The organism is Saccharibacillus sacchari (genome assembly GCF_037722395.1).
Classification (GTDB): domain Bacteria; phylum Bacillota; class Bacilli; order Paenibacillales; family Paenibacillaceae; genus Saccharibacillus; species Saccharibacillus sacchari_A.
The window spans coordinates 35,048-59,396 of the sequence record NZ_JBBKAR010000048.1; the positions used below are offsets into that span (position 1 = coordinate 35,048).

General features: G+C 51.6%; 18 protein-coding genes. 17 read left to right on the forward strand and 1 reads right to left on the reverse strand.

The window, feature by feature from the left end:
• The first annotated feature begins 154 nt into the window (after positions 1-154).
• The 6 genes from rpmG (at position 155) to WKI47_RS19065 (ending at position 4,048) form a co-directional block, all read left to right on the forward strand.
• Complete coding sequence (rpmG, locus tag WKI47_RS19040; protein WP_340228754.1) at positions 155-304, forward strand: 50S ribosomal protein L33; 150 nt, start codon at positions 155-157, stop codon at positions 302-304.
• A 93-nt stretch (positions 305-397) separates the two neighbouring features.
• Complete coding sequence (locus WKI47_RS19045) at positions 398-1,126, forward strand: metal ABC transporter ATP-binding protein (protein WP_340228755.1); 729 nt, start codon at positions 398-400, stop codon at positions 1,124-1,126.
• Between the two features lie 5 nt (positions 1,127-1,131).
• Positions 1,132-1,992: a metal ABC transporter permease gene (locus WKI47_RS19050; RefSeq protein WP_340228756.1), complete on the forward strand. Its 861-nt coding sequence runs from the start codon at positions 1,132-1,134 to the stop codon at positions 1,990-1,992.
• Complete coding sequence (locus WKI47_RS19055) at positions 1,989-3,074, forward strand: metal ABC transporter substrate-binding protein (RefSeq protein WP_340228757.1); 1,086 nt, start codon at positions 1,989-1,991, stop codon at positions 3,072-3,074. The genes WKI47_RS19050 and WKI47_RS19055 overlap by 4 nt, the downstream gene beginning before the upstream one ends.
• A 133-nt stretch (positions 3,075-3,207) precedes the next feature.
• Positions 3,208-3,402: a YwbE family protein gene (locus tag WKI47_RS19060; protein WP_340228758.1), complete on the forward strand. Its 195-nt coding sequence runs from the start codon at positions 3,208-3,210 to the stop codon at positions 3,400-3,402.
• Positions 3,403-3,535: 133 nt separating this feature from the next.
• The gene (locus WKI47_RS19065) at positions 3,536-4,048 is read left to right on the forward strand and encodes a GNAT family N-acetyltransferase (protein ID WP_340228759.1); all 513 of its coding nucleotides are present in this window, start codon (positions 3,536-3,538) and stop codon (positions 4,046-4,048) included.
• 84 nt (positions 4,049-4,132) lie between these two features.
• Here WKI47_RS19065 and WKI47_RS19070 read toward each other — a convergent pair whose 3' ends face one another.
• Positions 4,133-5,092: an MraY family glycosyltransferase gene (locus WKI47_RS19070; protein WP_340228760.1), complete on the reverse strand. Its 960-nt coding sequence runs from the start codon at positions 5,090-5,092 to the stop codon at positions 4,133-4,135.
• Positions 5,093-5,285: 193 nt separating this feature from the next.
• Here WKI47_RS19070 and WKI47_RS19075 point away from each other — a divergent pair, with 193 nt between their 5' ends.
• The 11 genes from WKI47_RS19075 (at position 5,286) to WKI47_RS19125 (ending at position 24,286) form a co-directional block, all read left to right on the forward strand.
• On the forward strand, positions 5,286-7,097 hold the full coding sequence (locus WKI47_RS19075; protein ID WP_340228761.1) for a sensor histidine kinase: 1,812 nt from the start codon (positions 5,286-5,288) through the stop codon (positions 7,095-7,097).
• A complete protein-coding gene (locus WKI47_RS19080) occupies positions 7,094-8,680 on the forward strand; it encodes a response regulator transcription factor (protein ID WP_340228762.1) in 1,587 nt (528 codons plus the stop codon). Before WKI47_RS19075 ends, WKI47_RS19080 begins: the two co-directional genes overlap by 4 nt.
• Before the next feature lie 439 nt (positions 8,681-9,119).
• The gene (locus tag WKI47_RS19085) at positions 9,120-10,115 is read left to right on the forward strand and encodes a sugar ABC transporter permease (RefSeq protein ID WP_340228763.1); all 996 of its coding nucleotides are present in this window, start codon (positions 9,120-9,122) and stop codon (positions 10,113-10,115) included.
• A 13-nt stretch (positions 10,116-10,128) separates the two neighbouring features.
• Positions 10,129-11,037, forward strand: a complete 909-nt coding sequence (locus tag WKI47_RS19090) for a carbohydrate ABC transporter permease (RefSeq protein WP_340228764.1) — start codon at positions 10,129-10,131, stop codon at positions 11,035-11,037.
• 173 nt (positions 11,038-11,210) lie between these two features.
• Entirely contained in the window at positions 11,211-12,911 is a 1,701-nt protein-coding gene (locus WKI47_RS19095) for an ABC transporter substrate-binding protein (protein WP_425355488.1), read from the forward strand.
• A 362-nt stretch (positions 12,912-13,273) separates the two neighbouring features.
• Positions 13,274-15,007 carry an ABC transporter substrate-binding protein gene (locus WKI47_RS19100; protein WP_340228765.1) on the forward strand — a complete coding sequence of 578 codons (1,734 nt, stop codon included), beginning with the start codon at positions 13,274-13,276 and terminating at the stop codon, positions 15,005-15,007.
• 280 nt (positions 15,008-15,287) lie between these two features.
• On the forward strand, positions 15,288-17,015 hold the full coding sequence (locus WKI47_RS19105; protein ID WP_340228766.1) for an ABC transporter substrate-binding protein: 1,728 nt from the start codon (positions 15,288-15,290) through the stop codon (positions 17,013-17,015).
• Between the two features lie 206 nt (positions 17,016-17,221).
• On the forward strand, positions 17,222-18,952 hold the full coding sequence (locus WKI47_RS19110; RefSeq protein ID WP_340228767.1) for an ABC transporter substrate-binding protein: 1,731 nt from the start codon (positions 17,222-17,224) through the stop codon (positions 18,950-18,952).
• A gap of 241 nt (positions 18,953-19,193) precedes the next feature.
• On the forward strand, positions 19,194-19,376 hold the full coding sequence (locus WKI47_RS19115; RefSeq protein ID WP_340228768.1) for a hypothetical protein: 183 nt from the start codon (positions 19,194-19,196) through the stop codon (positions 19,374-19,376).
• A gap of 798 nt (positions 19,377-20,174) precedes the next feature.
• Positions 20,175-22,532, forward strand: a complete 2,358-nt coding sequence (locus WKI47_RS19120) for a glycoside hydrolase family 95 protein (RefSeq protein WP_340228769.1) — start codon at positions 20,175-20,177, stop codon at positions 22,530-22,532.
• A gap of 401 nt (positions 22,533-22,933) precedes the next feature.
• The gene (locus WKI47_RS19125) at positions 22,934-24,286 is read left to right on the forward strand and encodes a GH1 family beta-glucosidase (protein ID WP_340228770.1); all 1,353 of its coding nucleotides are present in this window, start codon (positions 22,934-22,936) and stop codon (positions 24,284-24,286) included.
• The last annotated feature ends 63 nt before the right edge of the window (positions 24,287-24,349 follow it).

The following is a 24,349-nucleotide window of genomic DNA, read 5'->3' on the forward strand; positions in this document are numbered from 1 at the left end:
GTATTAGAAATCTTTATGTAGATTGACATCAATTCATGGCTTCGTTATACTTTGTTTTATTCGTAAAAATTACGATAACTATTAAAGGGTCGAAACATCGTGCGAGGCACGTTTGGTCATCCCTATCTTTTTACCATACAGGAGGATTTCAACCATGAGAGTGATCATCACGCTGGCTTGCACCGAATGCGGAGACCGTAACTATACGACAACCAAGAATAAGCGTAACCATCCCGAGCGCCTGGAGCTGAAGAAATATTGCCCACGTTTGAAAAAGGTTACGATTCACCGCGAAACTCGTTAAGATCGGCCAACTCGTTAAGATAACACTCGGCCAAGCCGAACAAAATTTTTTTCACTTTTTTAAATCGTAATGATTACGTAAGGGGCGGTCAACGTGATTCTTTCTTCCATGCGGGACGTCGTTTTCGGCTATGCAGACGAGCCTGTCGTGCATCAAGTATCGCTGGATGTGCATAAAGGCGAATTTCTCGGCATTACCGGACCTAACGGAACAGCCAAGACGACTGTGCTGAAGCTGCTGCTTGGTCTACTTAAGCCGTGGAGCGGCACCGTTGAATTGAACAAAGAAGCCTTTGGCGGTGGTAAGCCGGTGATCGGGTATGTTCCGCAGCATGCGGCGTCGTTCAATGGTGGTTTTCCGAGTCGGGTGATCGAACTGGTGCGTTCGGGATGCCATTCACGCGTCGGATTATTCGGACGTTTCGGCTTGGAAGAAGAGCGCCTGGTGCGGGATAGTCTGGAGCAGGTAGGCATGTGGGAGTTGCGTCGCCGCCGGATCGGAGAACTATCGGGTGGGCAAAAGCAGCGGGTCTGCATCGCGAGAGCGCTCGTCCAATGTCCGGATGTGCTCATACTCGACGAACCGACGACAGGGATGGACGTTCGCAGCCGTACCGAGTTATATCGCTTGATGCGACATCAGGTTCGGCATCACGGCGTAACCGTAGTGATGGTGACGCATGGTTTGGAAGAAGCCGGGCGTTATCTGGACCGGGTCGTGACGTTGGAGCGGCTTGAAGCGGAGCATCCGCAGATTGCGCCGGACATGATCCCAAGCGAGCTGCAACCCGGTTTGTCCGGCGACCGCTGGGAAATGGAGTGACCGAGATGTTGGCTTACGAATTTATGCAGCGTGCCTTTTTGGCAGGCGCGCTGATTGGCTTGGTTGCACCGGTGTTGGGGGTATATCTGATGTTGCGCAGGCAGGTGCTGATGGCGGATACGCTGTCGCATGTGTCGTTGGCCGGTGTGGCAGCGGGGTCGCTGCTCGGCGTGAATCCGTCGATTGGCGGGTTTGTTGCGGCGGTAGCGGCTGCGCTGTTGATCGAGCGATTGAGAGGGCTTTACCGTACATATGCGGAGGTTCCGGTTGCGATTATGATGACGGGCGGTCTGGCGACGGCTGTCGTCCTGATGAGTTTTGGCCGGACGTTGTCGCAAAGCTTTAGCTCGTATTTGTTCGGATCGATCGTGGCGGTTAGTTCGACTCAGCTTTGGCTGATCGGCGGCGCGACCGTGCTTGGCTTGATCTTTTTTATCGTGTTTCGGCGTCCGCTTTATACCTTGACGTTCGATGAAGAAACGGCGGGGATTAGCGGCGTTCCGGTGAAAGCTTTGTCGATTGCTTTTTCGGTGCTTACCGGGATGACCGTCGCCGCGGCGATGCCGGTCGTTGGCGTTTTGTTGGTGTCGGCGTTGCTCGTTTTACCGGCTGCTTTGGCTTTACGCATCGCAGGCGGCTTTTTATCGGCGGTGATAGGGGCTGTTGGGATCGGACTGGCCGGGATCTTCAGCGGACTCACCGTATCTTATGTAGGCAATACGCCTCCGGGCGGCACGATTGCTCTTATTTTGCTTCTGTTTCTGCTGCTTGGCATGGCGCTGCAAAAGCTCCGTTTATTATGGAAGCGAAAAAATCATGAACCCGACAAGAGTCCGAAAAGAAAGGAAGGAATCGAATCGATATGAAAAATAGACGAGATCCAATCAAAGTCGGTATAGGCGCTTCTTTTCTCAGCTTGATGCTGATTTTGGGAGGTTGTGGCTCGAACGCGTCCGAGGTCGCCACTGCTCCTGCTTCAACTACAGATCCAAATACGCAAGCGGCGAGCACAACGGAAGCGGTGACGACCCAAGCTGAAAAGCTCAAGGTCGAAACAAGCTTTTATCCGATGTACGAGTTCGCGCGTCATGTCGGCGGCGATCTGGCGGATGTGGAGCTGCTCGTACCTGCCGGGACAGAGCCGCATGACTGGGAGCCGACGCCTCAGGATATTGCCAAGATCGAGGAAGCAGACCTGTTGATTTACAACGGAGCCGGTATGGAAAGCTGGGTCGACCAGGTGCTGGATGCTTCGGCAAATGGTGATTTGGTAGCGGTCGAAGCTAGCCAAGGAATCGATATTATGGAAGGTTCCGAGGAAGAAGAGCACGATCATGAGCATGACGAAGCCGCCACGGAAGAGCATGACCATGACCACGAGCATGAAGAAGAAGCCGGACATGCTCACAGTCACGATCATGGTGGATTAGATCCCCATGTGTGGTTGTCGCCTGCACTGGCTATCGAGGAAGTACGCAGCATTGAGGCGGCTTTTGTAGAAAAAGACCCCGCTCATGCCGATCAATATAAAAGCAACGCAGATGCCTATATTGCCGAGCTTGAAAAACTGGATACAGAGTTCAAGGATGGACTGTCAGGTACGAAACGGACAGACTTTGTCACGCAACATACGGCCTTCGGTTACTTGGCTCGCGAATACGGGCTGACTCAAGTGCCGATTGCCGGATTGTCCCCTGAGCAGGAGCCGTCCGCGCAGGAGATGGCTGAGATCGTCGAGTTCGCCAAAGAACACGACGTAAAAACCATCTTTTTCGAAACGCTAGTATCGTCCAAAGTCGCTGAGGCGATTGCATCGGAGATCGGAGCCAAAACGGCTGTGCTGAACCCGCTTGAAGGACTGACTGATGAAGAGATTGCTGCCGGCGAAGATTATTTGTCGATCATGCGTGCCAATCTGAAGGCTTTGCAAGCTGCATTGAACGAATAGAAAAGTTTTTTTAAAAGAAACGCCGTAGCTCGCTTGTTCAGCGAACCGCGGCGTTTTGCGTTCGAAATGGGACAAAGCACTGGCGTATGCTATGATTAAGGAAATGGTTACACATAGATAAGGAGAGACATTTATGAATGGAAATAATCGATCCGCGATTCGACCCGGCATTACCGTTGATATCGTACTCAAAAAAGATCAGTCGACAGGGGCGCTGACAAGAGGCGTCGTCAAAGATATTTTGACCAATTCCGCGACACACCCGCATGGGATCAAGGTTCGTTTACAGGACGGACAGGTTGGGCGAGTCAAGCAGATTATTGAATGATTTCGATTCGGGTATAGTCCGCGATTAGAGAAGGAATATTCGCGTTTAATAGTAGGGTAGACGTCATCTTCACAACTTCCTGCCGAGCCGCATGCAACCGTGGTGCCGGGAGGGAAGACAGGAGGAACACAGGATGAGCAGTACGCCTGAAGGAACGGAATTAAAGGTTGAGTTGAAGTTTTTCCGCCCGGAGTATGAAAAGGCTCTGTTCGAGGACTATCATGTGTCCGAAGAACAGGAGAAATATACGGCATTGCCGGTCAGGGCTATCCAGTTGTGCCGTGAGGATCGGGATCGTCATCCGATCGTGATTCTCGTGGAAAAAAAGCCGGTCGGGTTCTTTGTTTTGCATCGTGGGGACCGGATACGCAGCATTACGGAATCGCCGCGTGCCATGCTGGTCCGTTCGATGTCGGTGAATTTGCCGGAGCAGGGAAACGGCTACGCCAAGCAAGCGATGACTTTGCTGCCCAAATTCGTCAGCGACTATTTCCCGGATATGAACGAGATTGTGCTGGTGGTCAACCAGCATAACGAAGCTGCGTTACGCGTGTACGAGCAGGCCGGATTCGAAGATCGGGGACACCGCAAATCCGGCCCGGTCGGCGCTCAGGTGCTGCTGCATTACCGGATGAATAGAAAGTAACGAAAGCCCCGAATTCGATCTTGGGATCGAGTTCGGGGCTTTTGGTTAGAGCCTATCGTCTGCACGATACGTATACAGGGTCTTTTAAACGGGCAGCAGTACCAGAATGATCGAAGACAAGCTCAGACACACGCTAACGAGGCACAGGACGAACAGAACCTGCTTGGGGTTCAGGCCGGTTGAGAGCAGTCTGTAGTGGATCTGTGAAGCATCGGCTTCATAGATTTTTTTGCCGTTCTTCAGACGTTTTAACACCACAAAGATGTTATCGAAGATAGGCACGCCAAGCGCCAGGATCGGGACGAGCAGCGAGAGCAGCGTAGCTTGCTTGAAAGCACCGTCCAGAGCGATAATCGCCAAAATAAATCCGAGGAAGGTGGCTCCCGAGTCTCCCATATAGACCTTGGCGGGAGGCTTGTTGTATTTCAGATAAGCCAGACCCACGCCGACCAGGCTGATCGCCATGATCGCGGAATCTCCGCGCTGCTGCGCAATCGCGACGACGAATAGCGTACCTGCGGAGATGGTGGCCAAGCTGCCTGCAAGACCGTCCAACCCGTCCGTAAAGTTGATGACTGTGGTAACGCCGAAAATCCATAGCAGTGTCAGCACCAGCTGAAGCCATTCCGGCAGCACCACATAACTATCGGTAAATGGATTGGAGAAGCCGGAGAAGCGGATGCCTGCCAAATACACGAGCAACGCGGCAAGTAATTGTACGATCAATTTGGGCAGTGCAGGAAATTCGCGCCGGCTCACCTTATACCAATCATCGACCAGACCGATCAGTAGGATCAACAGCGAACCGCCGAGCACGGCAGCCGACTCCGTAGGCGTCATATCCGTAAATAATATGTAAGTGGCGGCAAATCCGGCGAACAAGGCGATCCCCGCCATCAGCGGAATCGGTTCCCGGTGTAGTTTACGTTCGTTATCCGGGCGTGGCTTGTCGACAAAGTCGAGTTGCACGGCCCATTTGCGCAAAACGGGAATCAAAATCAAAGCGACCGTCAGCGATAATGCAAAAGCGGCTAAATAATACATAAACCCTCCTTAAAAGGATAGCACTGTTGTCAGTATAGTCCGCTTTTATCAAATTCGCAATGGAGGGTTCGTGTAAGCTCGGGTACGGATGAACAGCCATAGCGTTCTGTGTTATGATGGGGAAGGGTCGCAAAGCGACCGGTAAGGCGAAAAGCGTTAAGAATCGCCTGATGTACGGAGGATGAAGCGTGTGATGAGAAGGTTGACGAAACCGTTTGTCAGATGGTTGAACGACATGAAAATACGCAACAAGTTGATCTTTTTTTATGTAATCGTTGTCATGATCCCGGTATTGATCGTAGGTCTTATCGTGATCCAGTATTTCAGGCAAGACGCGCTGGAGAAGGCGACCGAGCAGACCGAGAACAACGTGCAGCGGATCAAGACGCAGATCGAGAACCAGCTTAACGTGCCGATCAGCGTATCCAACCAGCTTTTATTGGACCGGGACATGGAGCGCGTGGCGACCACGATCTATTCCGAAAGCAACCCGATCGAACTGGTCAACGCGTACCGCAACTATACCGATTTTACCGATTACGTACGGGCCTACAGCGAAATCAAAAGCATCCAATTGTTCACGGACAACCCTACCTTGCTCGATAACCTGCAATTCATGAACGCCGACAGCGAAGTCCGCGCCACGAACTGGTACGAGCAGGCGATGAAGGAACGGACGATTTATTGGATGTATATCGACGATATGAACGATCCGAGCCAGGCGGCGACGAAACAGTTGAGTCTGGTTCGGCAAATCTTTTTCCCCAATACGGGCAAACGCAGCGTGCTTGTTATCCAGGTGGATACCGACTATCTGAACCAACTGCTCAGCCAGGAGCCGTTCGATACGATGGTTGCCGACAAAGACGGATACATCGTAGCAGCCAAAGATCGTTCGTCGATCGGAAAAACGCTGCGCGACATGGGCTTTCAAGTCACCGTCGGCGATACCGAGCGGGAGCAGACGTTCGAGCGCGCGATCGACGGCGTGGATTACCAGGTCTCGATCAATACGCTGATTCCCGATTCGAGCAAAAGCGGACTGACCATTATCTCGGCGTTCTCGGCGGCCAGCATCGTGCATGACGCGAACCGGATCGGTCTGATCGGGGCTGGGTTGATCGTCTTTATTCTATTAATGGCGCTGCTCGCCGTGTATTTCAATTCCCGTCTGATCAGCTCCCGCCTGAACAAGTTGAACCGCAATCTCAATCGGGTCGCGGAAGGCGATCTGGATACGGTCTCCCGCATTGACGGCCATGACGAGATCGGCCAACTGTCGGAGCAATTCAATTATATGGTCGTCAATATCAAGGAACTGATGAATCAGGTCTATGAAGCGAGCGAAGCGAACAACCGTCTGGAAGTGATGCAGCGAGAGATCAAGCTCAAAATGCTCGCCAGCCAGATCAATCCGCATTTCCTTTTTAACGCGTTGGAATCGATACGGATGCGTGCTCATATTCAGGGGGAAAAAGATATTGCGCGAGCCGTTCAACTGTTGGGTAAGCTGATCCGCCGGAATCTGGAGCTGGGCAACCGCCATACCTCGCTCAAAAACGAGTTGGATATGGTTCGCTCTTATCTGGATATCCAGAAATTCCGTCACGGCGACCGTCTGCATTACGAGCTATCTGCGGGGGAAGATACGCTTGATGTGATGCTGCCGCCGCTTATCGTACAACCATTGGTCGAAAACGCTATCGTCCATGGCTTGGAAAACAAGGAAACCGAAGGCGCCGTCATTCTTCACGCGGTCAGGGTAGGCGAAGAAGTGCTGATCGACGTGGCGGATAACGGAGCGGGGATGACCCCTGAGCGGCTCCGGCAGGTCGAGGAATCGATCCGTGAAAAGGAAGAGAGCGAAGAGAGTCGTATCGGGCTTCGCAATGTGCATCAGCGGCTGGTTATGACCTATGGGGAAGAGTGCGGATTGCGCATTTCGAGCGAATTGGGCAAAGGAACACAAATTTATTTCAAGATACCCGCCGGGAGGGACGAATGATGTATAAAGTGCTGATAGTGGACGACGAGCCGATGATTCGGGAGGGACTGCGTACGATCGTCGATTGGGAATCGGAAGGATTCGAGATCATCGATACTGCATCCAACGGCAAAGAAGGACTTGAAAAGTTCGGTCAAATCGCGCCGGATCTAACGATCGTCGATATTCGGATGCCGGGGATGACGGGCCTTGACCTGATCGAGCGCGTACGGAAAGAAAATTCGACCGCGCACTTCCTTATTCTGAGCGGCTATGCGGAATTTGATTATGCGAAAAGAGCCATCGTCAGCGGCGTCAGCGGATATCTGCTGAAGCCGGTTGACGAAGCGGAGCTGCTTGACGAGCTGCGCCGGGTACACGAGCTGCTGCAACGGGAAAAGGAAGCCCGCAGTGCCCGTATCGAGCAGGAAGCGGCGCTTCCGAAGGCTCAACTCGTTGAAGAGCTGCTGTTCGAGGACGATCCGCAGGATGGCGAGCATCGGGAAAAGCTGGTGAACGCGTTGGGACTATCGGCTCCGGCCTACCGGATCGTGCTGCTTGATGCGCATGGAGGTGCCGAGACGGAGTCGCGCCAACATGCGGTATTCCGTCAGCGTCTAAAAGAAGCTTTCGAAGAAAAAAACGGCGATATCCTGTTCTCGGCGGGTTCGCATATCGGACTGCTGCTGGTACGTCAGAATCACGCGGAGTGCGGGGACAAGCTGCGTAATCAATTGGCGGAAGCGGCAGGGGGGCTTGAGTTCCACGCTTCCTGCGGACCGGCTGTCGATCATCTGCTTGAGATTTCAGCCTCTTTCCGGGAAGCCGAACATTTGCTGCACGCCCGTTTCTTTTTCGAAAATGGTTCGGTCATCGATCCGGCTGCCTACCAGGCGCTGTTCGCAACCGAGAATGTGGACGAACTGACTTTGGAATCAGAAGATGGCCCGCAGCTCGGAGACAAGCTCTACTATGCGCTGGATATTCGAAGCCGCGATGCCGTGGAAAAGGTACTGACTGAACTGGAACAAGAAGCGGTAAGCCGCAGAATGGACGAGGCGGCCGTACGAGGCGAATATTCTCGAACACTGTCGCTAGCTATGGGAAAACTATCCTCGGGAAGCTCCTCGGCGGCGGAACTGGCTCAGAACTATCACAGCCTGCTGCTGTCGGACGTCAACCAGGCGCAGAGTTACGGAGCGCTCAAACAGCAGGTGCATACCCGTTTCGGCGAGCTGATCGATCGTTTTGGCGGCGCGAACAAGGATACGGTGCTGAAGCAGATGATTGACTTTATCCGGCGTAACTACAGCGAAAATCTGAAGCTGGAGCTGTTGGCAGAGATGTTCGGCTATAACAGTGGATACCTGGGCAAGCTGTTCAAAAACTATACGGGCGAGTATTTTAACGCTTTTGTCGATAAAGTCAGGGTCGAAAAAGCGAAAGAATTGTTGGCGCAAGGCTTGAAAGTGCATCAGGTGGCGGCACGCGTCGGCTACTCGAACGCGGATTATTTCCACTCGAAATTCCGTAAATATGTAGGGACCTCGCCTTCGGCGTACCGCAATGAGGCTCATGGAGAGCAGCAAGGTGGCGAGTCCTGATCCAATTGGGATTAGAGCGGGCTTCGATCCGATCTGACAAATTTCGAAAAAAAACGAGCAAAAATTAAACGGCAATCTCTAAATTTCAGGTAACAGGGTGCATGATCAGAAGATGAATCTCCGATTTTCAGCCTAGCCGGGTGAACAATCAGAGCTTAATCTCTGATTTTCAGCCTAGCCGGGTGAACAATCAGAGCCTAATCTCTGATTTTCAGCCTAGCCGGGTGAACAATCAGAGCTTAATCTCTGATTTTCAGCCTAGCCGGGTGAACAATCAGAGCTTAATCTCTGATTTTCACCCTGTTTTTTTGCGAATTTTGGGGGGATGCGTTTTTCATGTCTAATTTTCGCATGATTTTGTCTAAAATTCGTAGGGTATGCGCTTTCAAAGAAAACGCTTATCATAAAAACATAAAGGAAATCAGGAGGGGTTATAGAAATGGGAACGCTCACACCAGGCGGTAATTCCAACAACAACCCGGGTACTCCTGCTAAGGACCCACTCGCTGGTAAGCGCTTTAAAACACAAGGCTTCTGGCGAACGGCTCTTCAGCAAAGGTACCTGTATTTAATGTCATTGCCTTTCGTAATCTGGGCATTCATCTTCAGTTATCTGCCTTTATGGGGATGGACAATGGCCTTCCAGGACTTCAAACCGGCCAAAGGATTCTTCGAACAAAAATGGGTCGGATTCGAGCATTTCGTCGAATTGTTCTCCGATGATCGCTTCTATCTTGCACTTCGAAATACACTGGCGATGAGCGTTATGGGCCTGGTTGTAGGCTTCGTAATCCCAATTATCTTCGCTATCCTGCTGAATGAACTTCGCGGTATGATGTTCAAACGTTTCGTGCAAACGGTATCTTACCTGCCCCACTTTGTATCTTGGGTCGTTGTAGCAGGTCTTGTTACGAAAATGCTTTCGACACAGGGCGGCGCAATCAACGATTTACTGGTCGGTCTTCATATCATTAACGAGCCTATCCAGTTTATGGCCAAGGGCGAATGGTTCTGGTACATTGTAACCGCTTCCGATGTTTGGAAAGAAATGGGCTGGAATACAATCATTTATCTGGCCGCTATCACGGGTATTGACCCTGAGCTGTACGAAGCTTCCCGCGTCGACGGAGCAAGCCGTTACAGACAGATGTGGCATATCACGCTTCCGGGCATCCGGACGACGATCTCCGTATTGTTCATCATGCAGATCGGTCACCTGTTGCAGATCGGCTTCGAGAAACAGTTCCTTCTCGGCAACAACCTGGTGCTGGAATACTCGCAGGTGCTTGAGCTGTACGCGTTACAGTACGGGCTCCAAATGGGACGCTTCTCGTACGGTACCGCAATCAGTATCTTCAACTCCGTTGTCAGCGTAATCCTGCTGTTCACGGTAAACGGCATCTTCAAAAAAGTATCCAAAGAAAGCATCATGTAAGGGGGGAACAGTCATGGCAGCGCCTAAAGCATTCAACGCAACACGCGGCGATAAAGTATTCGACGTCGTCAATATCGTTCTGATGTCGCTGGTTCTGATCGTCACGCTGTATCCGTTCCTCAACGTATTGGCGATCTCGCTCAACGAGTCATCCGATACGGTCAGAGGCGGCATCACGATCATTCCGCGCGCTTTCACTTTTGATAACTATCAACAAATTTTCCAATACGACGGACTGATCCGCGGTCTGTGGAACTCGATCATCCGTACGGTCGTCGGTACCATCTTCGGCCTTGCCAGTGCTTCGATGTTGGCCTACACGCTCAGCCGTCCCGATTTCCAGGCTCGTAAGTTCACTTCGACTTTCCTGGTTGTCACGATGTATGTCAGCGGCGGTATGATTCCGGTCTACATCCTGTTCCGCGACCTGGGCCTGCTTGGCTCGTTCTGGGTCTACATCCTGCCGGGTATCGTCAGTGCCTTCAACGTTATCGTCATCCGGTCCTTCATGGACGGCCTGCCATATGCGCTGCAAGAATCGGCGAAGCTGGACGGAGCCAACGATCTGACCATCTTCTTCCGAATCATCTTGCCGCTGTGTAAGCCGGTTCTGGCGACGATCGCCTTGTTCCTGGCCGTTGGACAATGGAACTCCTGGTTTGATACGTATCTCTACAACGGTAGCCATCCGGAGCTGACCACGCTACAATTCGAACTGATGAAGGTGCTGCAAAGTACCCAACAGGGCGGTAGCGGTCAAATGGTCAACGCAAACGACATGGCATCCAAGATGACACAAATTTCGCCGGAGTCGATCAAAATGGCGATCACCATCGTCGTTACTGTACCGATCCTGATCGTCTATCCGTTCCTGCAAAGATACTTCGTTAGCGGTATGACGCTGGGTGCGGTAAAATCGTAAGTTAGCCAGTCATGCAAGTTGTTCCTCAGGTATTTACGGGAGGCTTCGGCCTCCCGATATACAAAGGGCGCTTTGCGAAATTCGCTGGAAGCGTATGTTGAGAATTTCGATGAAGTGATCCATATACAGAAAAAGAATATTTTCAGGGTGATTGAAAAGGGAGGTTTTTTAAAGTGGTAAGCAAAAAGGTAAAATGGATAGCGCCGGTTGCACTGGCATCTATCGTAGGTCTGACAGCATGTGGCGGCGGTTCGAGCAGCGACAGCGATTCCGCAGCGGCGGATGTCGAATCCGGTCCTATCGAATTCAGCTTGTTCAGCGCAGATTCGAACAGTAACTGGGTAGGCATGAAGGATGCAGTAGGCGCGGCAATTACAGAAAAAACAGGGGTTACGCTGGCAGCAGAATACGCAATCGGCGGCGACACGCAAAAAGTATCCCTGATGGTCGCTTCGGGCGAGTATCCGGATCTGATCATGCCGAAAGGCGACACGAGCAAGCTTGTTGACGCTGGCGCGCTGATCGACCTGACGGATCTGATCGACAAATACGCTCCGAACATCAAAAAAATGTACGCTGAAGACATGAACCGTCTGAAATACAGCAAAGACGATCAGTCCATCTATATTATCCCGACTTACACAGGCGTAGGCCAAACTTCGTTTGATGCAGGCGGCGGCTTCGAACTGCAACTGGAAGTCCTGAAAGAACTGGGCTATCCGGAGATTCGCACGCTTGACGATTACGAGAAAGCCATCAAGGAATATTATGCCAAGAATCCAACAATCAACGGACAGCCTACGATTCCATTGACGCTGAACGCCGACGATTGGAAGATCATGATCGGCGTAACGAACCCGGCGTTCCTCGCTACGGGTCTGCCGGATAACGGCGAATTCTACATCAACCCGGAAACGTACGAATCCCAACTGCACTACAAACGTCCGGAAGAAAAAGAATACTTCCGTTGGTTGAACAAAATGTACAACGAAGGTCTGCTTGATAAAGAAACTTTCACGCAAAAAAGCGACCAATACTTGGCGAAAATCTCCAGCGGACGCGTTCTGGGCACAATCAACCAAGAGTGGGACTATGCTGAAGCAGAGAACGCACTCAAAGGTTCGAGCGATGCAACAACGCAAAACCGTATTTTCGGTCACTTCCCGGTTACCCTTAGCGAAGAATACAAAGACCACTCCTTCATGGATGTCGGCTTCCCGGGCGGCTACGGAATCGGTCTGACGACGAATCTGAGCGAAGCCGAGCAAATTCGCGCCATCAAATTCCTGGACTGGTTGGCATCTGACGAAGGTCAAGTCCTGGTACAGTGGGGCATCGAAGGCGAGCATTACAACGTGGAAGACGGCAAGCGCGTAATTCCGCAAGAAATCCAAGACCGCAAAACAAACGACAATGTAGCGTTCACCAAAGAAACAGGTATCGGAATGTACACGACAATGTCTCCTCACTACGGCGACGGCGTACAGGATGCAACGGGCAACTACTACACAACGAACTTCCCTGAGCAAATCCAAAACGCGTACACGCAACCTGAAAAAGACGCACTGAAAGAATACGGCGCAACCACTTGGAAAGATCTGTTCCCGCCGGCAGACGAACTGGGTACAAGCGACTGGGGCGCAGCGTACAACTTGCCAGCTCCTAACGACCCATCGTACACGGTAGCTTTCCAAAAGTCGCAGGATATCGTGCGTAAACGCATTCCGGAAGCCATTTTGGCTCCAGCGGCGCAATTCGACGGCATTTACGACAGCATGATCGAAGAGCTGAACTCCGCAGACATCCTGGAGATGGAAAAACTCTTCACGCAACAAATCAAAAACACAGTTGAACTGTGGGGTACAGGCAAGTAATCAAGAGCCTGATCCAGCATCAGATTTGAAGAAAAAGGACCCTTTTCAGGGTTCTTTTTCTTTTTTGAACAAGAATAAACATTTATGTTGACAAAACGTTTTCGGAGTATTATATTCTTAACTGTAAGCACTTACATTATTAAATGAAGGAATTATTCAGCTTTATTCGAAAACGCTTCACACCAATCTATGTAACTAATAAATCAGGTTGGATAAGCAGGCAGAATGAAGCTTCATTATTTATTAATAATGTAAACGCTTTATATGACAAGTGATAAGAAAAATGTATCGGTCAGGCATCGGTATAATCGGGTAGCGCCCGTTGTACGCATATAAAATTCGTCCTAAAGGGGGATGTATTTATGAAAGGGAAAACAAAGAAAATGGCGGCTCTGCTCATGACGAGCACGCTGGTTGTAGCAGCAGGATGCGGCGGCGGTGGCGATACGGCAACGAAGACGCCTGCAAGCACAGATACAGGTACCAAGAAGGAAACGGCAGCGACAGACACAACACCAAGCACAGAACCGGTAACGTTCTCGTTCTTCGGTGGCGATGCTAGCCCGAACTGGACCGGCATGCAGGACGCAGTAGGTAAAGTCATCACAGAAAAAACAGGTGTATCGTTACAGGCTGAATTTGCGGTAAGTGGCACCGACCAGCAAAAAATCGCGTTGATGATCGCTTCCGGCGAGTATCCGCAAATCATTTTCCCTAAAGGCGAGACCAGCAAACTGGTTGACGCGGGCGCTATGGTAGACTTGACCGACCTGATCGACAAATACGCACCGAACATCAAAAAAATCTACGGTCCGTACATGAACCGTTTGAAATTCAGCAAAGACGATCCTTCGATCTACACCATTCCTACGAATGCGATGGTCGATCAGACTTCGTTCGACGCAGGCGGCGGTTTCGAAGTGCAGCTCGCGGTTCTGGAAGAGCTCGGCTATCCGGAAATCCGTACGGTCGAAGACTTCGAAAAAGCACTTAAAGACTACTATGCGAAAAACCCGACGATCGACGGCCAGCCTACGATTCCGTTGACGCTGAACGCGGATGACTGGAAAATCATGATCACCGTGACGAACCCGGCCGTATACGCGACAGGCGGACCGGATGACGGCGAATACTATATCGATCCGGAAACTTATGAAGCGAAACTGCACTACAAACGTCCTGAAGAAAAAGAATACTTCCGCTGGCTGAACCATATGTACAACACCGGCCTGCTGGACAAAGAATCCTTCACGCAAAAGAACGACCAATACCTGGCTAAGATCGCAAGCGGTCGCGTACTCGGCCTGATCGACCAAAACTGGGATTACCAAGAAGCCGAGAACTCCCTCAAAGGCGCAGGCAAACATGAGCGCACTTACGGCCACTTCCCGGTTACATTGACTGAAGAGTATGAAGACCACTCCTTCGTCGATATCGGCAACGGTTCCGGCTACGGCGTAGGTCTGACAACGGCGCTGAGCGAAGAAGAGCAAATCCGCGCGATTCAGTTCCTCGACTGGATGGCTTCCGACGAAGCCCAAATCCTTAACAACTGGGGAATCGAAGGCGAACAATACACGCTCGAAAACGGCATTCGCACCATCCCGGCCGACGTGCAAGACCGCAAAACGAACGACAATGCGGCCTTCACCAAAGAAACAGGGATCGGTCTGTACGCTCCGCTGTCCGTACGTTACGGCGACGGCGTAAAAGACTCGACCGGCAACTACTACACGACGAACTATCCGGAGCAAATCACGGCCAACTACAGCGAGCCGATGAAAAAAGCTTTGGCGGCTTACGACGCGACAACTTGGAAAGACCTGTTCCCGGACAAAGACGCATTCCCGGTTAAAGCATGGGGCGCAGCGTACAATCTGCCGGCTCCAAGCGGTTCGGATTACACGGTCGCTTTCCAAAAATCGCAAGATATCGTGCGTAAAGCAATCCCGGCTGCAATCGTTGCAACGCCAGACCAATTCGACGGCATCTACGATCAAATGCTGACCGAACTCGAAGGCAGCGGAATTCCGGAGATGGAAGCTACGTATACGCAATTGATCAAAGACACGGTAGAAGCTTGGAACGCCAAGTAACATCGTTAGATTGCAGTTAACAAAAAGGAGTCTTCTCCCGCAGGGGATGAAGGCTTCTTTTTTTGTGCTTTTATTGGGATCGTGCGCTGAATTCACAAGGAAAAGAATCCTGCGAAGAGTTCTTTTTCACCGTGTATCGATATGCCCGTAATCCGTTGACAATAGTATGAACGCATCTTATATTCTTAACTGTGAGCCTAGACTTTAATAAATGAAGCAATTTTTTTAAAATTTAAAATGTAAGCGTTTTAAAAATATTACTAGAGGGGGATGAGAATTTATGAAGGCGAAAAATAACAAAATGGCGGCTTTACTGATGACGAGCACATTGGTTGTGGCAGCAGGATGCGGGGGCGGAAACGAGACGGCAAGTCCTGCGAATACACCGGCGAACACCGAATCAGGAACTACGACGGAGGCTGCGCCAAGCACGGAACCCGTAACGTTTACCTTTTTCGGCGGCGACGCGAGTCCAAACTGGAATACAATGCAGGACAAGGTTGGCAAAGTCATTACCGAGAAGACGGGCGTATCGTTGACTGCGGAGTTTGCGGTAAGCGGCACCGACCAGCAGAAAGTGGCCCTTATGATCGCTTCCGGCGAATATCCGCAAATCATTTTTCCTAAAGGCGAAACGAGTAAATTGGTCGAAGCCGGAGCGTTGGTCGACCTTACCGATCTAATCGACAAGCACGCGCCCAATATCAAGAAAATTTACGGCCCTTACATGAATCGGATGAAGTATAGCAAAGACGATCAGTCTATCTATACGATTCCTACCAACACAACCGTCGATCATACTCCTTTCGATGCAGGCGGCGGTTTCGAAGTGCAGCTTGCGGTTTTGGAAGAACTGGGCTATCCCGAAATTCGTACGGTTCAAGATTACGAGAAGGTACTGCGCGACTATTACAAAAAGAACCCGACGATCGACGGCCAGCCGACCATTCCGCTCACGCTGAATGCCGACGATTGGAAGATCATGATTACCGTCACCAACCCGGCCTTTTTGGCAACCGGAGCGCCTGACGACGGAGAGTTCTATATCGATCCGGAAACCTATGAAGCCAAACTGCACTACAAACGTCCCGAGGAGAAAGAATATTTCCGCTGGCTGAATCATATGTACAACACCGGTCTGCTGGATAAAGAGTCGTTTACGCAAAAAAATGATCAATACTTGGCGAAGATCGCAAGCGGTCGCGTGCTCGGCCTGATCGATCAGAATTGGGACTATCAAGAAGCCGAGAACTCTTTGAAAAGCGCAGGCAAACATGAGCGTACGTACGGCCATTTCCCGGTTACGTTGACTGAACAGTACAAAGACAATTCCTTCGTCGATATCGGTAACGGTTCCGGCTGGGGAGTGAGTCTAACGACGGCATTAAGCGAAGAAGAGCAGATCCGCGCGATTGAGTTTCTCGACTGGATGGCTTCCGATGAAGCGCAAATCCTCAACAACTGGGGGATCGAAGGCGAGCATTATACGATCGAAGACGGCAAGCGCGTGATTCCGGCCGACGTGCAGGATCGCAAAACGAACGATAACGCCGCTTTTACCAAAGAGTCCGGTATCGGCTTGTATAACGCGGTATCGGTTCGTTACGGCGACGGCGTGAAAGATGAGACGGACAACTATTACACGACGAACTACCCGGAGCAAATTACGGCGAACTACAGCGAGCCGATGAAGAAAGCGCTGGCCGCCTATGATGCAACGACATGGAAAGATCTATTCCCGGGCAAAGACGAGTTCCCGGTTAAAGCCTGGGGAGCTGCGTACAACCTGCCTGGACCGGGCGGACCTGACTACACGGTGCCTTTCCAAAAGTCGCAGGATATCGTCCGTAAAGCTATTCCAGCCGCGATCGTCGCAACGCCGGAGCAATTTGATGCGATTTATGATCAGATGCTGACGGATTTGGAGGGGAGCGGCATTCCGGAGATGGAAGCTCTGTATACGCAAGTGGTCAAAGATACGGTTGAGACATGGGGAACCGGAAAATAAACAGCGTAATCTTTTTAAATCCAAGCTCTTTTCCGAACAGGATAAGGGCTTTTTTAATCCGAAAAAAAGTTGGTTTTATCGAAATGTAAGCGTTCTAAAAATTGGAGAATTAAGATATAATAAGCTCGAACAAAGTCAATTCAGCCTTTTTTGTAAGCGCTTAAATTATTAAGGGGGCAAGGCCATTTTCGGAAGGGTGGGATAAGATGGAAAGCAAGAAGAAGTGGAAAGCGGCAATGTTGTTGACGGCGGTATCGGTTGCGGCGGCAGGTTGCACGGGCGGAGGGACTTCGTCAAACAATGCCGATCAAGCGGCTCAAACGACTCCGGCGACGACCGATTCGGGCAGCGACGATACTTCTCCGGTCACATTCAGCTTTTTCGGCGGCGACGCAAGTCCGAACTGGGCGCGCATGCAGGACGAGACGGGCAAAGTCATTACAGAAAAAACAGGCGTTACGATCGAAGGCGAATTTGCCGTCAGCGGGACCGACCAACAAAAAATCGCTCTGATGATCGCTTCCGGCGAGTATCCCGAACTTCTGTATCCCAAAGGCGAAACGAGCAAACTGGTGGAAGCCGGCGCGCTGGTGGACCTGACCGACTTGATCGAGCAGTACGCCCCGAATATCAAAAAACTGTACGGTCCTTACATGAATCGTCTCAAATACAGCAAAGACGATCCTTCCATCTATACCATCCCGACCAATACGGCTGTCGATAACACGGCTTTCGAAGCCGGAGGTGGCTTTGAAGTCCAGCTTGCCGTTCTTGAAGAGCTGGGCTACCCGGAGATTCGCACCGTCGAAGATTTCGAAAAGGTTTTAAAAGAGTATTACGCCAAGCACCCGACGATCGACGGGCAGCCGACCATTCCGCTTACGCTGAACGCCGACGATTGGAAAATCATGATCACCGTCACCAACCCGGCTTTTCTGGCGACGGGCGCTCCCGACGACGGCGAATTTTATATCGATCCGGAAACGTACGAAGCGCAGCTGCATTACAAACGTCCGGCCGAAAAAGAATATTTCCGTTGGCTGAACCATATGTACAACGAAGGTCTGATCGATCCCGAAGCGTTCACGCAAAAAAACGACCAGTATCTCGCCAAAATCTCCAGCGGACGCGTGCTTGGCCTAATTGATCAGAATTGGGATTTCCAAGAAGCGACCAACTCGCTGAAAGCGGCAGGCAAGTACGACAAGCTATACGGTCATTTCCCGGTTACTTTGACGGAAGAGTATAAAGACCATTCGTTCGTCGATATCGGCAACGCTTCGGGCTACGGCCTTTCGTTCTCGACGTCCATGAGCGAAGAGAAACAGATTCGCGCGATCAAGTTCCTGGATTGGATGGCGTCCGACGAAGGCCAACTGCTCGTGAACTGGGGCATCGAAGGCAAGCAGTACAACGTCGAAGACGGCAAGCGCGTGATCCCGGCGGACGTGCTCGACCAGAAGATCAACGACAACTCCGCGTTCCAAAAACAAACCGGGATCGGGCTGTATACGCCGTTTACGGTGCGTTACGGAGACGGGGTAAAAGACGCGACGGGCAACTATTACACCACGAATTACCCGGAACAGATCACGAACAGCTACAGCGAACCGGAGAAAAAAGCGCTTGCCGCTTACGACGCGACTACTTGGAAAGACTTGTTCCCGGATAAAGACGAATTCCCGGTCAAGCCTTGGGGAGCGGCGTACAATCTGCCTGCGCCAAGCACGTCGGACTTCACCGTGCCGTATCAAAAGTCGCAGGACATCGTGCGCAAAGCGATTCCGGCCGCGATCGTGGCGCCGACAGACCAATTCGACGCCATCTACGACCAGATGCTAACCGATCTGGACGGCAACGGCATTCCGGAGATGGAGGCTTTGTATACGCAGATGATCAAAGACACCGTCTCGACATGGGGCGAGTCGGCGGAGTAAAGCCGGCACGGTTTTTGCCGGGAAGGTCCTGTTCGCGGGGAAGCTCGGGAGGGCGTTGCGGGAAAAATTACAAGCATAAGCTTCCGAAGTGCATTTCTTCGAAATGCTTCACAATCCGCTGTCTCGCGCAGAAAGCCTTCGGCTTTCCGCGCTCAAAGGCCAACACGCTAACTGTGTTATCGTAGGTTTTCTTCGAAAACCTATATTTCACTGAATTTTTCCCTCCGCTTGGCCTGACTTCTTGCGAATAGAAGATTCCCACAAAAAAGGCGGGTTAAGCTCCGCCTTTTTTGATGGGGAAAAACATAAAAGAAAAAGTACAAGGGCAAAAGAGAAAGAGAAAGAGAAAGAGAAAGAGAAAGCAGAAGAAAATGGAGAAGAGAAAAAGGAAAATGAGGAGGCGGATGGGACGGATGAACGATGAAAAAGATCAACGAACAGACGGATAAGCGAAAAGACACATTCAAAAGTTCGGAAAAGAAGAATTAGGGCGCGTACGCAAACTCCGCCGGAAGCAGATTTTGCTGAATTTTCGTTCTCGGCAAGGAACTTTTTCGCAGGCGTGCCGGGGCACGTCAAGGAAAAGTGACGCAGTAGAGGGCGAAAAGGCAGTAAAAGATGCACGTCGCCTGAGTTTGCGTACACGGCCTAGTACAAGGTTCGGCCGGGATTTCGATAATAAGTGCGAATATACATTTAATTTCCTCTCATTTTTCGATTTGAGAAGAATAGATGCGGATATGCACTTAATTTCTCGTACATCATCGATTTTACGCTTTTTTTCTTCAAATAAGTGTATATACGCATCTAATTGAAAATTCGCAAGTAAATCGGACAAAATAAGTGTATAGGAGCACTTATTTTAACGACTTTCGTCAAAGAAAGGCCATTCGAAAAAAAAGGCTCGAAGCTTTCTTTTCGCTTACAATCGGGTTCGTTATGCCGTCCAAATCCGCGCATCGGACAGATGAACCGTTTGTTCTATCCGTTTTCAACGATTCAATCAATAAGTACGAATTCCGGCTTCGCAACGAACGCGATACACGTACTTGCAATCTCCTAAAAAACTCAAAAAAGATGTCGAAAAATATAACGAGAATTTGAAGGAATGAATTGACGGTGTTTGGCGGCTGTCTTATACTGAAAACGGATGTGTAAGCATTTTCAGCGAAGAAGGCCGGTATCTACCTAAAACGTTTTCTGAAAACGGGGGTTAGTCGGAATGAAAAGCAATCAAACGTATAAATTATGGTACAAACAACCTGCGCAGCGATGGGAAGAAGCGCTGCCTGCGGGGAACGGACGCCTGGGCGCGATGGTGTTCGGCGGCGAGCGTCGGGAACGGTTGCAATTGAACGAAGATACGCTATGGTCGGGATTTCCGCGGGATAAGGTCAATTATGATGCGCAGCGTTATTTGAAGCAGGTGCGTGAGTTGATTTTTGCGGGAAAATACGATGAAGCGGAGAAGATCATCAATCTGCGTATGCTGGGCTGGAATACGGAAGCGTATCAGCCGTTGGGCGACTTGTATATCGACCGGATCGGCGGCGGGGAAGCGACAGATTACGAGCGTGAGCTGGATCTGACCAACGGGGTGCTGACGACGGCGTTTACGGCGGACGGAGTCCGTTTTACCCGCGAAGTATGGATCAGCGAGCCGGACCAGGTGCTGGCTGTCGTGTTGAGCGCAGACCAAGCAGGTTCGATCGACGTTGATGTGTCACTGGAGAGCCTGCTGCCGTATGAGACAGCTTCCTATACCGACGGTCGTCTGGCGATCAAGGGCATGGCGCCGAGCCATGTGGAGACGAATTACTTCCGCGATCATCCCGAGGCGATTCTGTTCGAAGAAGGTCTGGGCATGCGTTTTGAAGCTCAGTTGAAGACGCAGGCCGAAGGCGGGGAGGTTCGGGCTGTCGAAGGGCGGATCGAGATTCGGCGTGCGGACCGGGTGGTGTTGCTGCTCGCGGCGGCGACTAACTTTGAATCGTACGACAAACTTCCCGAAAGCGGTTCCCGTCGTCCAGATCGGTTGTGCGAAGCCTGGTTGAAAGCAGCTTCGACATGGGATGAAAAAACTTTGCGTGAGCGTCATATTCGCGATCATGCAGCGTTGTTCGGGCGCGTAGAGCTGGATCTCGGCGGCAACGAACGTGCAGAATTGCCAACGGACGAGCGTCTTGAAGCGTACAAGCAAGGAGCGGTTGATCCGGCGCTGGAAGCTCTCTATTTCCATTACGGCCGCTACCTGCTGATGGGAAGCTCGCGTCCGGGAACGCAGCCTGCCAACTTGCAAGGTATCTGGAACCATCAGATCGAACCGCCGTGGAACAGCAACTATACGTCAAACATCAATGTGCAAATGAACTATTGGCCGGCAGAGAGCGTTAACCTGGGCGAGTGCCACGAACCGATGCTGAAAATGATCGGCGAGTTGGCGCAGGCAGGTCGGCGCACAGCCAAAATTCATTACGGAACTCGCGGCTGGGCCGCACACCACAACGTTGACCTGTGGCGGATGTCCACTCCTTCGGGCGGCGATGCCAGTTGGGCTTTCTGGCCTATGGGCGGCTTGTGGCTGACCTCTCATCTGTGGGAACATTATTTGTTTACCAAAGACCAGGCATTTTTGCGCAATGAAGCTTATCCGATTCTGCGTGAAGCGGCGCTGTTTGCGTTGGACTGGCTCGTTGAAGGCCCCGACGGCCAACTGACGACGGCTCCGTCGACTTCGCCGGAGAATCGTTTTGTCACGGAAAGCGGAGAAGCTTGCAGTACGGCATTCGGATCGGCAATGGATCTGACATTGATTCGGGACGTTATGGAGCATGTTATCGAAGCGGAAGGGATTTTGGGCTTAAATAGCGCCGAAGCGGCAGAGTTCCGCTCTGCGCTGCAACGCTTGCAGCCGCTTCAGGTCGGCTCAGACGGTCGCTTACTTGAATGGGGAGCTGAATTGAAAGAGCACGAGCCAGGTCACCGTCACGTCTCCCATCTGTATGGCGTTTACCCGGGACGCTCGATCAATAGCGAACAGACGCCGGAACTGCTGGAAGCGGCAAAAGCTTCTCTTGCAGCCCGCATTGCCAATGGCGGCGGCCACACGGGCTGGAGCTGCGCATGGTTGATCAACTTGTATGCCCGTCTGCTCGACGGCGAAAGCGCGCATCATTTCGTGCATACGTTGTTGGCACGTTCGACGCATCCGAACTTGTTCGACGATCACCCGCCATTCCAGATCGACGGCAACTTCGGTGGCACGGCAGGCATCGCGGAACTGCTGCTCCAGAGTCATCTGGATGAACTGCATCTCCTTCCGGCACTGCCTTCAGCATGGCCCGACGGCTCCGTTCGCGGCCTTCGCGCCCGCGGCGGCTACACCGTCTCCCTGAAGTGGCAAAACGGCCAAATCCAATCCGCCGAAATCACCGCCGATTTCTCCGGCCCGATCCGCCTGCGTACGCATCGCGCCTTTGAAGGTTCTTCGCCTGTAGTCTCCACCTCAAGCGAATCCACTCAATTCGCACGCACCCTGAGTTTGGCGGCTGGCGAAAGCATCGCGCTTGCTTTTGAATAAGCCGTAGTTAAGCACCAAGCTCAGGTTGTAGCATTATTCAAAGATTAACGATATTAAAGCTTTTTAGAGAAAATACTTTCCGTTTTTCGTGTATGCTCTGCCATTGAGCCGCTGCCAAGCGCGGCTTCAATGGCTTTGAATGTGCAGTCTGTGGCCTTAGCTACAAAGGTCGCATCTTTTACCCTGCCCAACAACCTACGGGTTGTGGGAGCTTTGATTTAACCTGGCCTAAGGCTCCGGGAAAGTTTCAGCGGAGGAATGAAATATTCGCCTTTGAAATCGGGAAGCTTCATCGTTGTCCAATCCTGCTTCCCGATTTCAACACGCGACCGAAGCGAAACTTTCTTGGAGCCTCCAGCCGACGGTTTAATAAAACCTAACAAGCCTATGGAGGAACAAACATGACGATTTTTCAATTTCCGAACGACTTCAAATGGGGCACAGCTACAGCTGCCTACCAAATCGAAGGAGCCGCACGGGAAGGCGGACGCGGTCCGTCCATCTGGGATACGTTCTCCCATACGCCTGGTCGGGTCTTTAACGGAGACAACGGCGACGTCGCTTGCGACAGCTACCACCGTTACGAAGAAGATGTCGAGCTGATGAAAGAACTTGGCATCAACACCTACCGCTTCTCGATCTCCTGGTCCCGTATCATTCCGGACGGTGACGGCGAGATCAACCAAGAAGGTCTGGATTACTATCACCGTTTTGTCGACAAGCTGCTGGAAGCCGGCATTGAGCCATTCTGCACGTTGTATCACTGGGACCTGCCGCAGGCGCTTCAAGATGTAGGCGGCTGGGAAAATCGTCGCAGCATCGATGCTTTCGTTAAGTTCTCCGAAGTCATGTATCGCGAATTCAACGGCAAAATCAGATACTGGCTGACGTTCAACGAGCCTTGGTGCATCGCGTTCCTGTCCAACGTGATAGGCGTACATGCTCCGGGCAAGCAAGATCTGCAAGCCGGATTGGACGTTGCGCACAACCTGCTCGTTGCGCATGGCAAATCGGTATCCAAGTTCCGCGAAATCGGCGTAGACGGCAAGATCGGCATCGCTCCGAACGTAGCTTGGGCGGTTCCGTATTCCAAAAACGAAGCAGACCAAGGCGCAGCCGACCGCAATATTCAAGTCTTCTCCGACTGGTTCCTTGATCCGATCTATAAAGGAAGCTATCCGCAATCGCTCTACTCGTGGTTCGAGCAATCCGGTCATGTGCCTCCGATCCACGAAGGCGACATGGAAGCGATCGCGCAGCCGATCGACCATATCGGAATCAACTATTATGCGATGAGCGTCAACCGTTTCAATCCGGACGGCGGCTATCTGCAAATGGAAGAAGTCGATATGGGTCTGGTCAAGACCGACATCGGCTGGCCGGTGGAATCGAGAGGCCTGTACGAAGTCATCCATTACCTGCAAAAATACGGCAACATCGACATCTATATCACCGAAAACGGCGCTTGCATTAACGACGACATCGTTAACGGCAAAGTGAACGACTCACGCCGTATCTCCTACCTCCAGCAGCACATCGCGCAGGTTCACCGCGTCATCCAGGACGGCATCAACCTGAAAGGCTACATGGCCTGGTCGTTGATGGACAATTTCGAGTGGGCAGAAGGCTACCGTATGCGCTTCGGCCTCGTACACGTGGACTACCGCTCCCTGAAACGCACGCCAAAAGAGAGTTTCTACTGGTACCAAAACGTGGTGAAAAACGGTTGGATGGAAACACGCAAGGAACAGTGAAGCCGCGAAGCGCGAACGGCTTGCGTGTGACCCGCAAGGGATAGTGAAGCCGCGCAGTGCGAA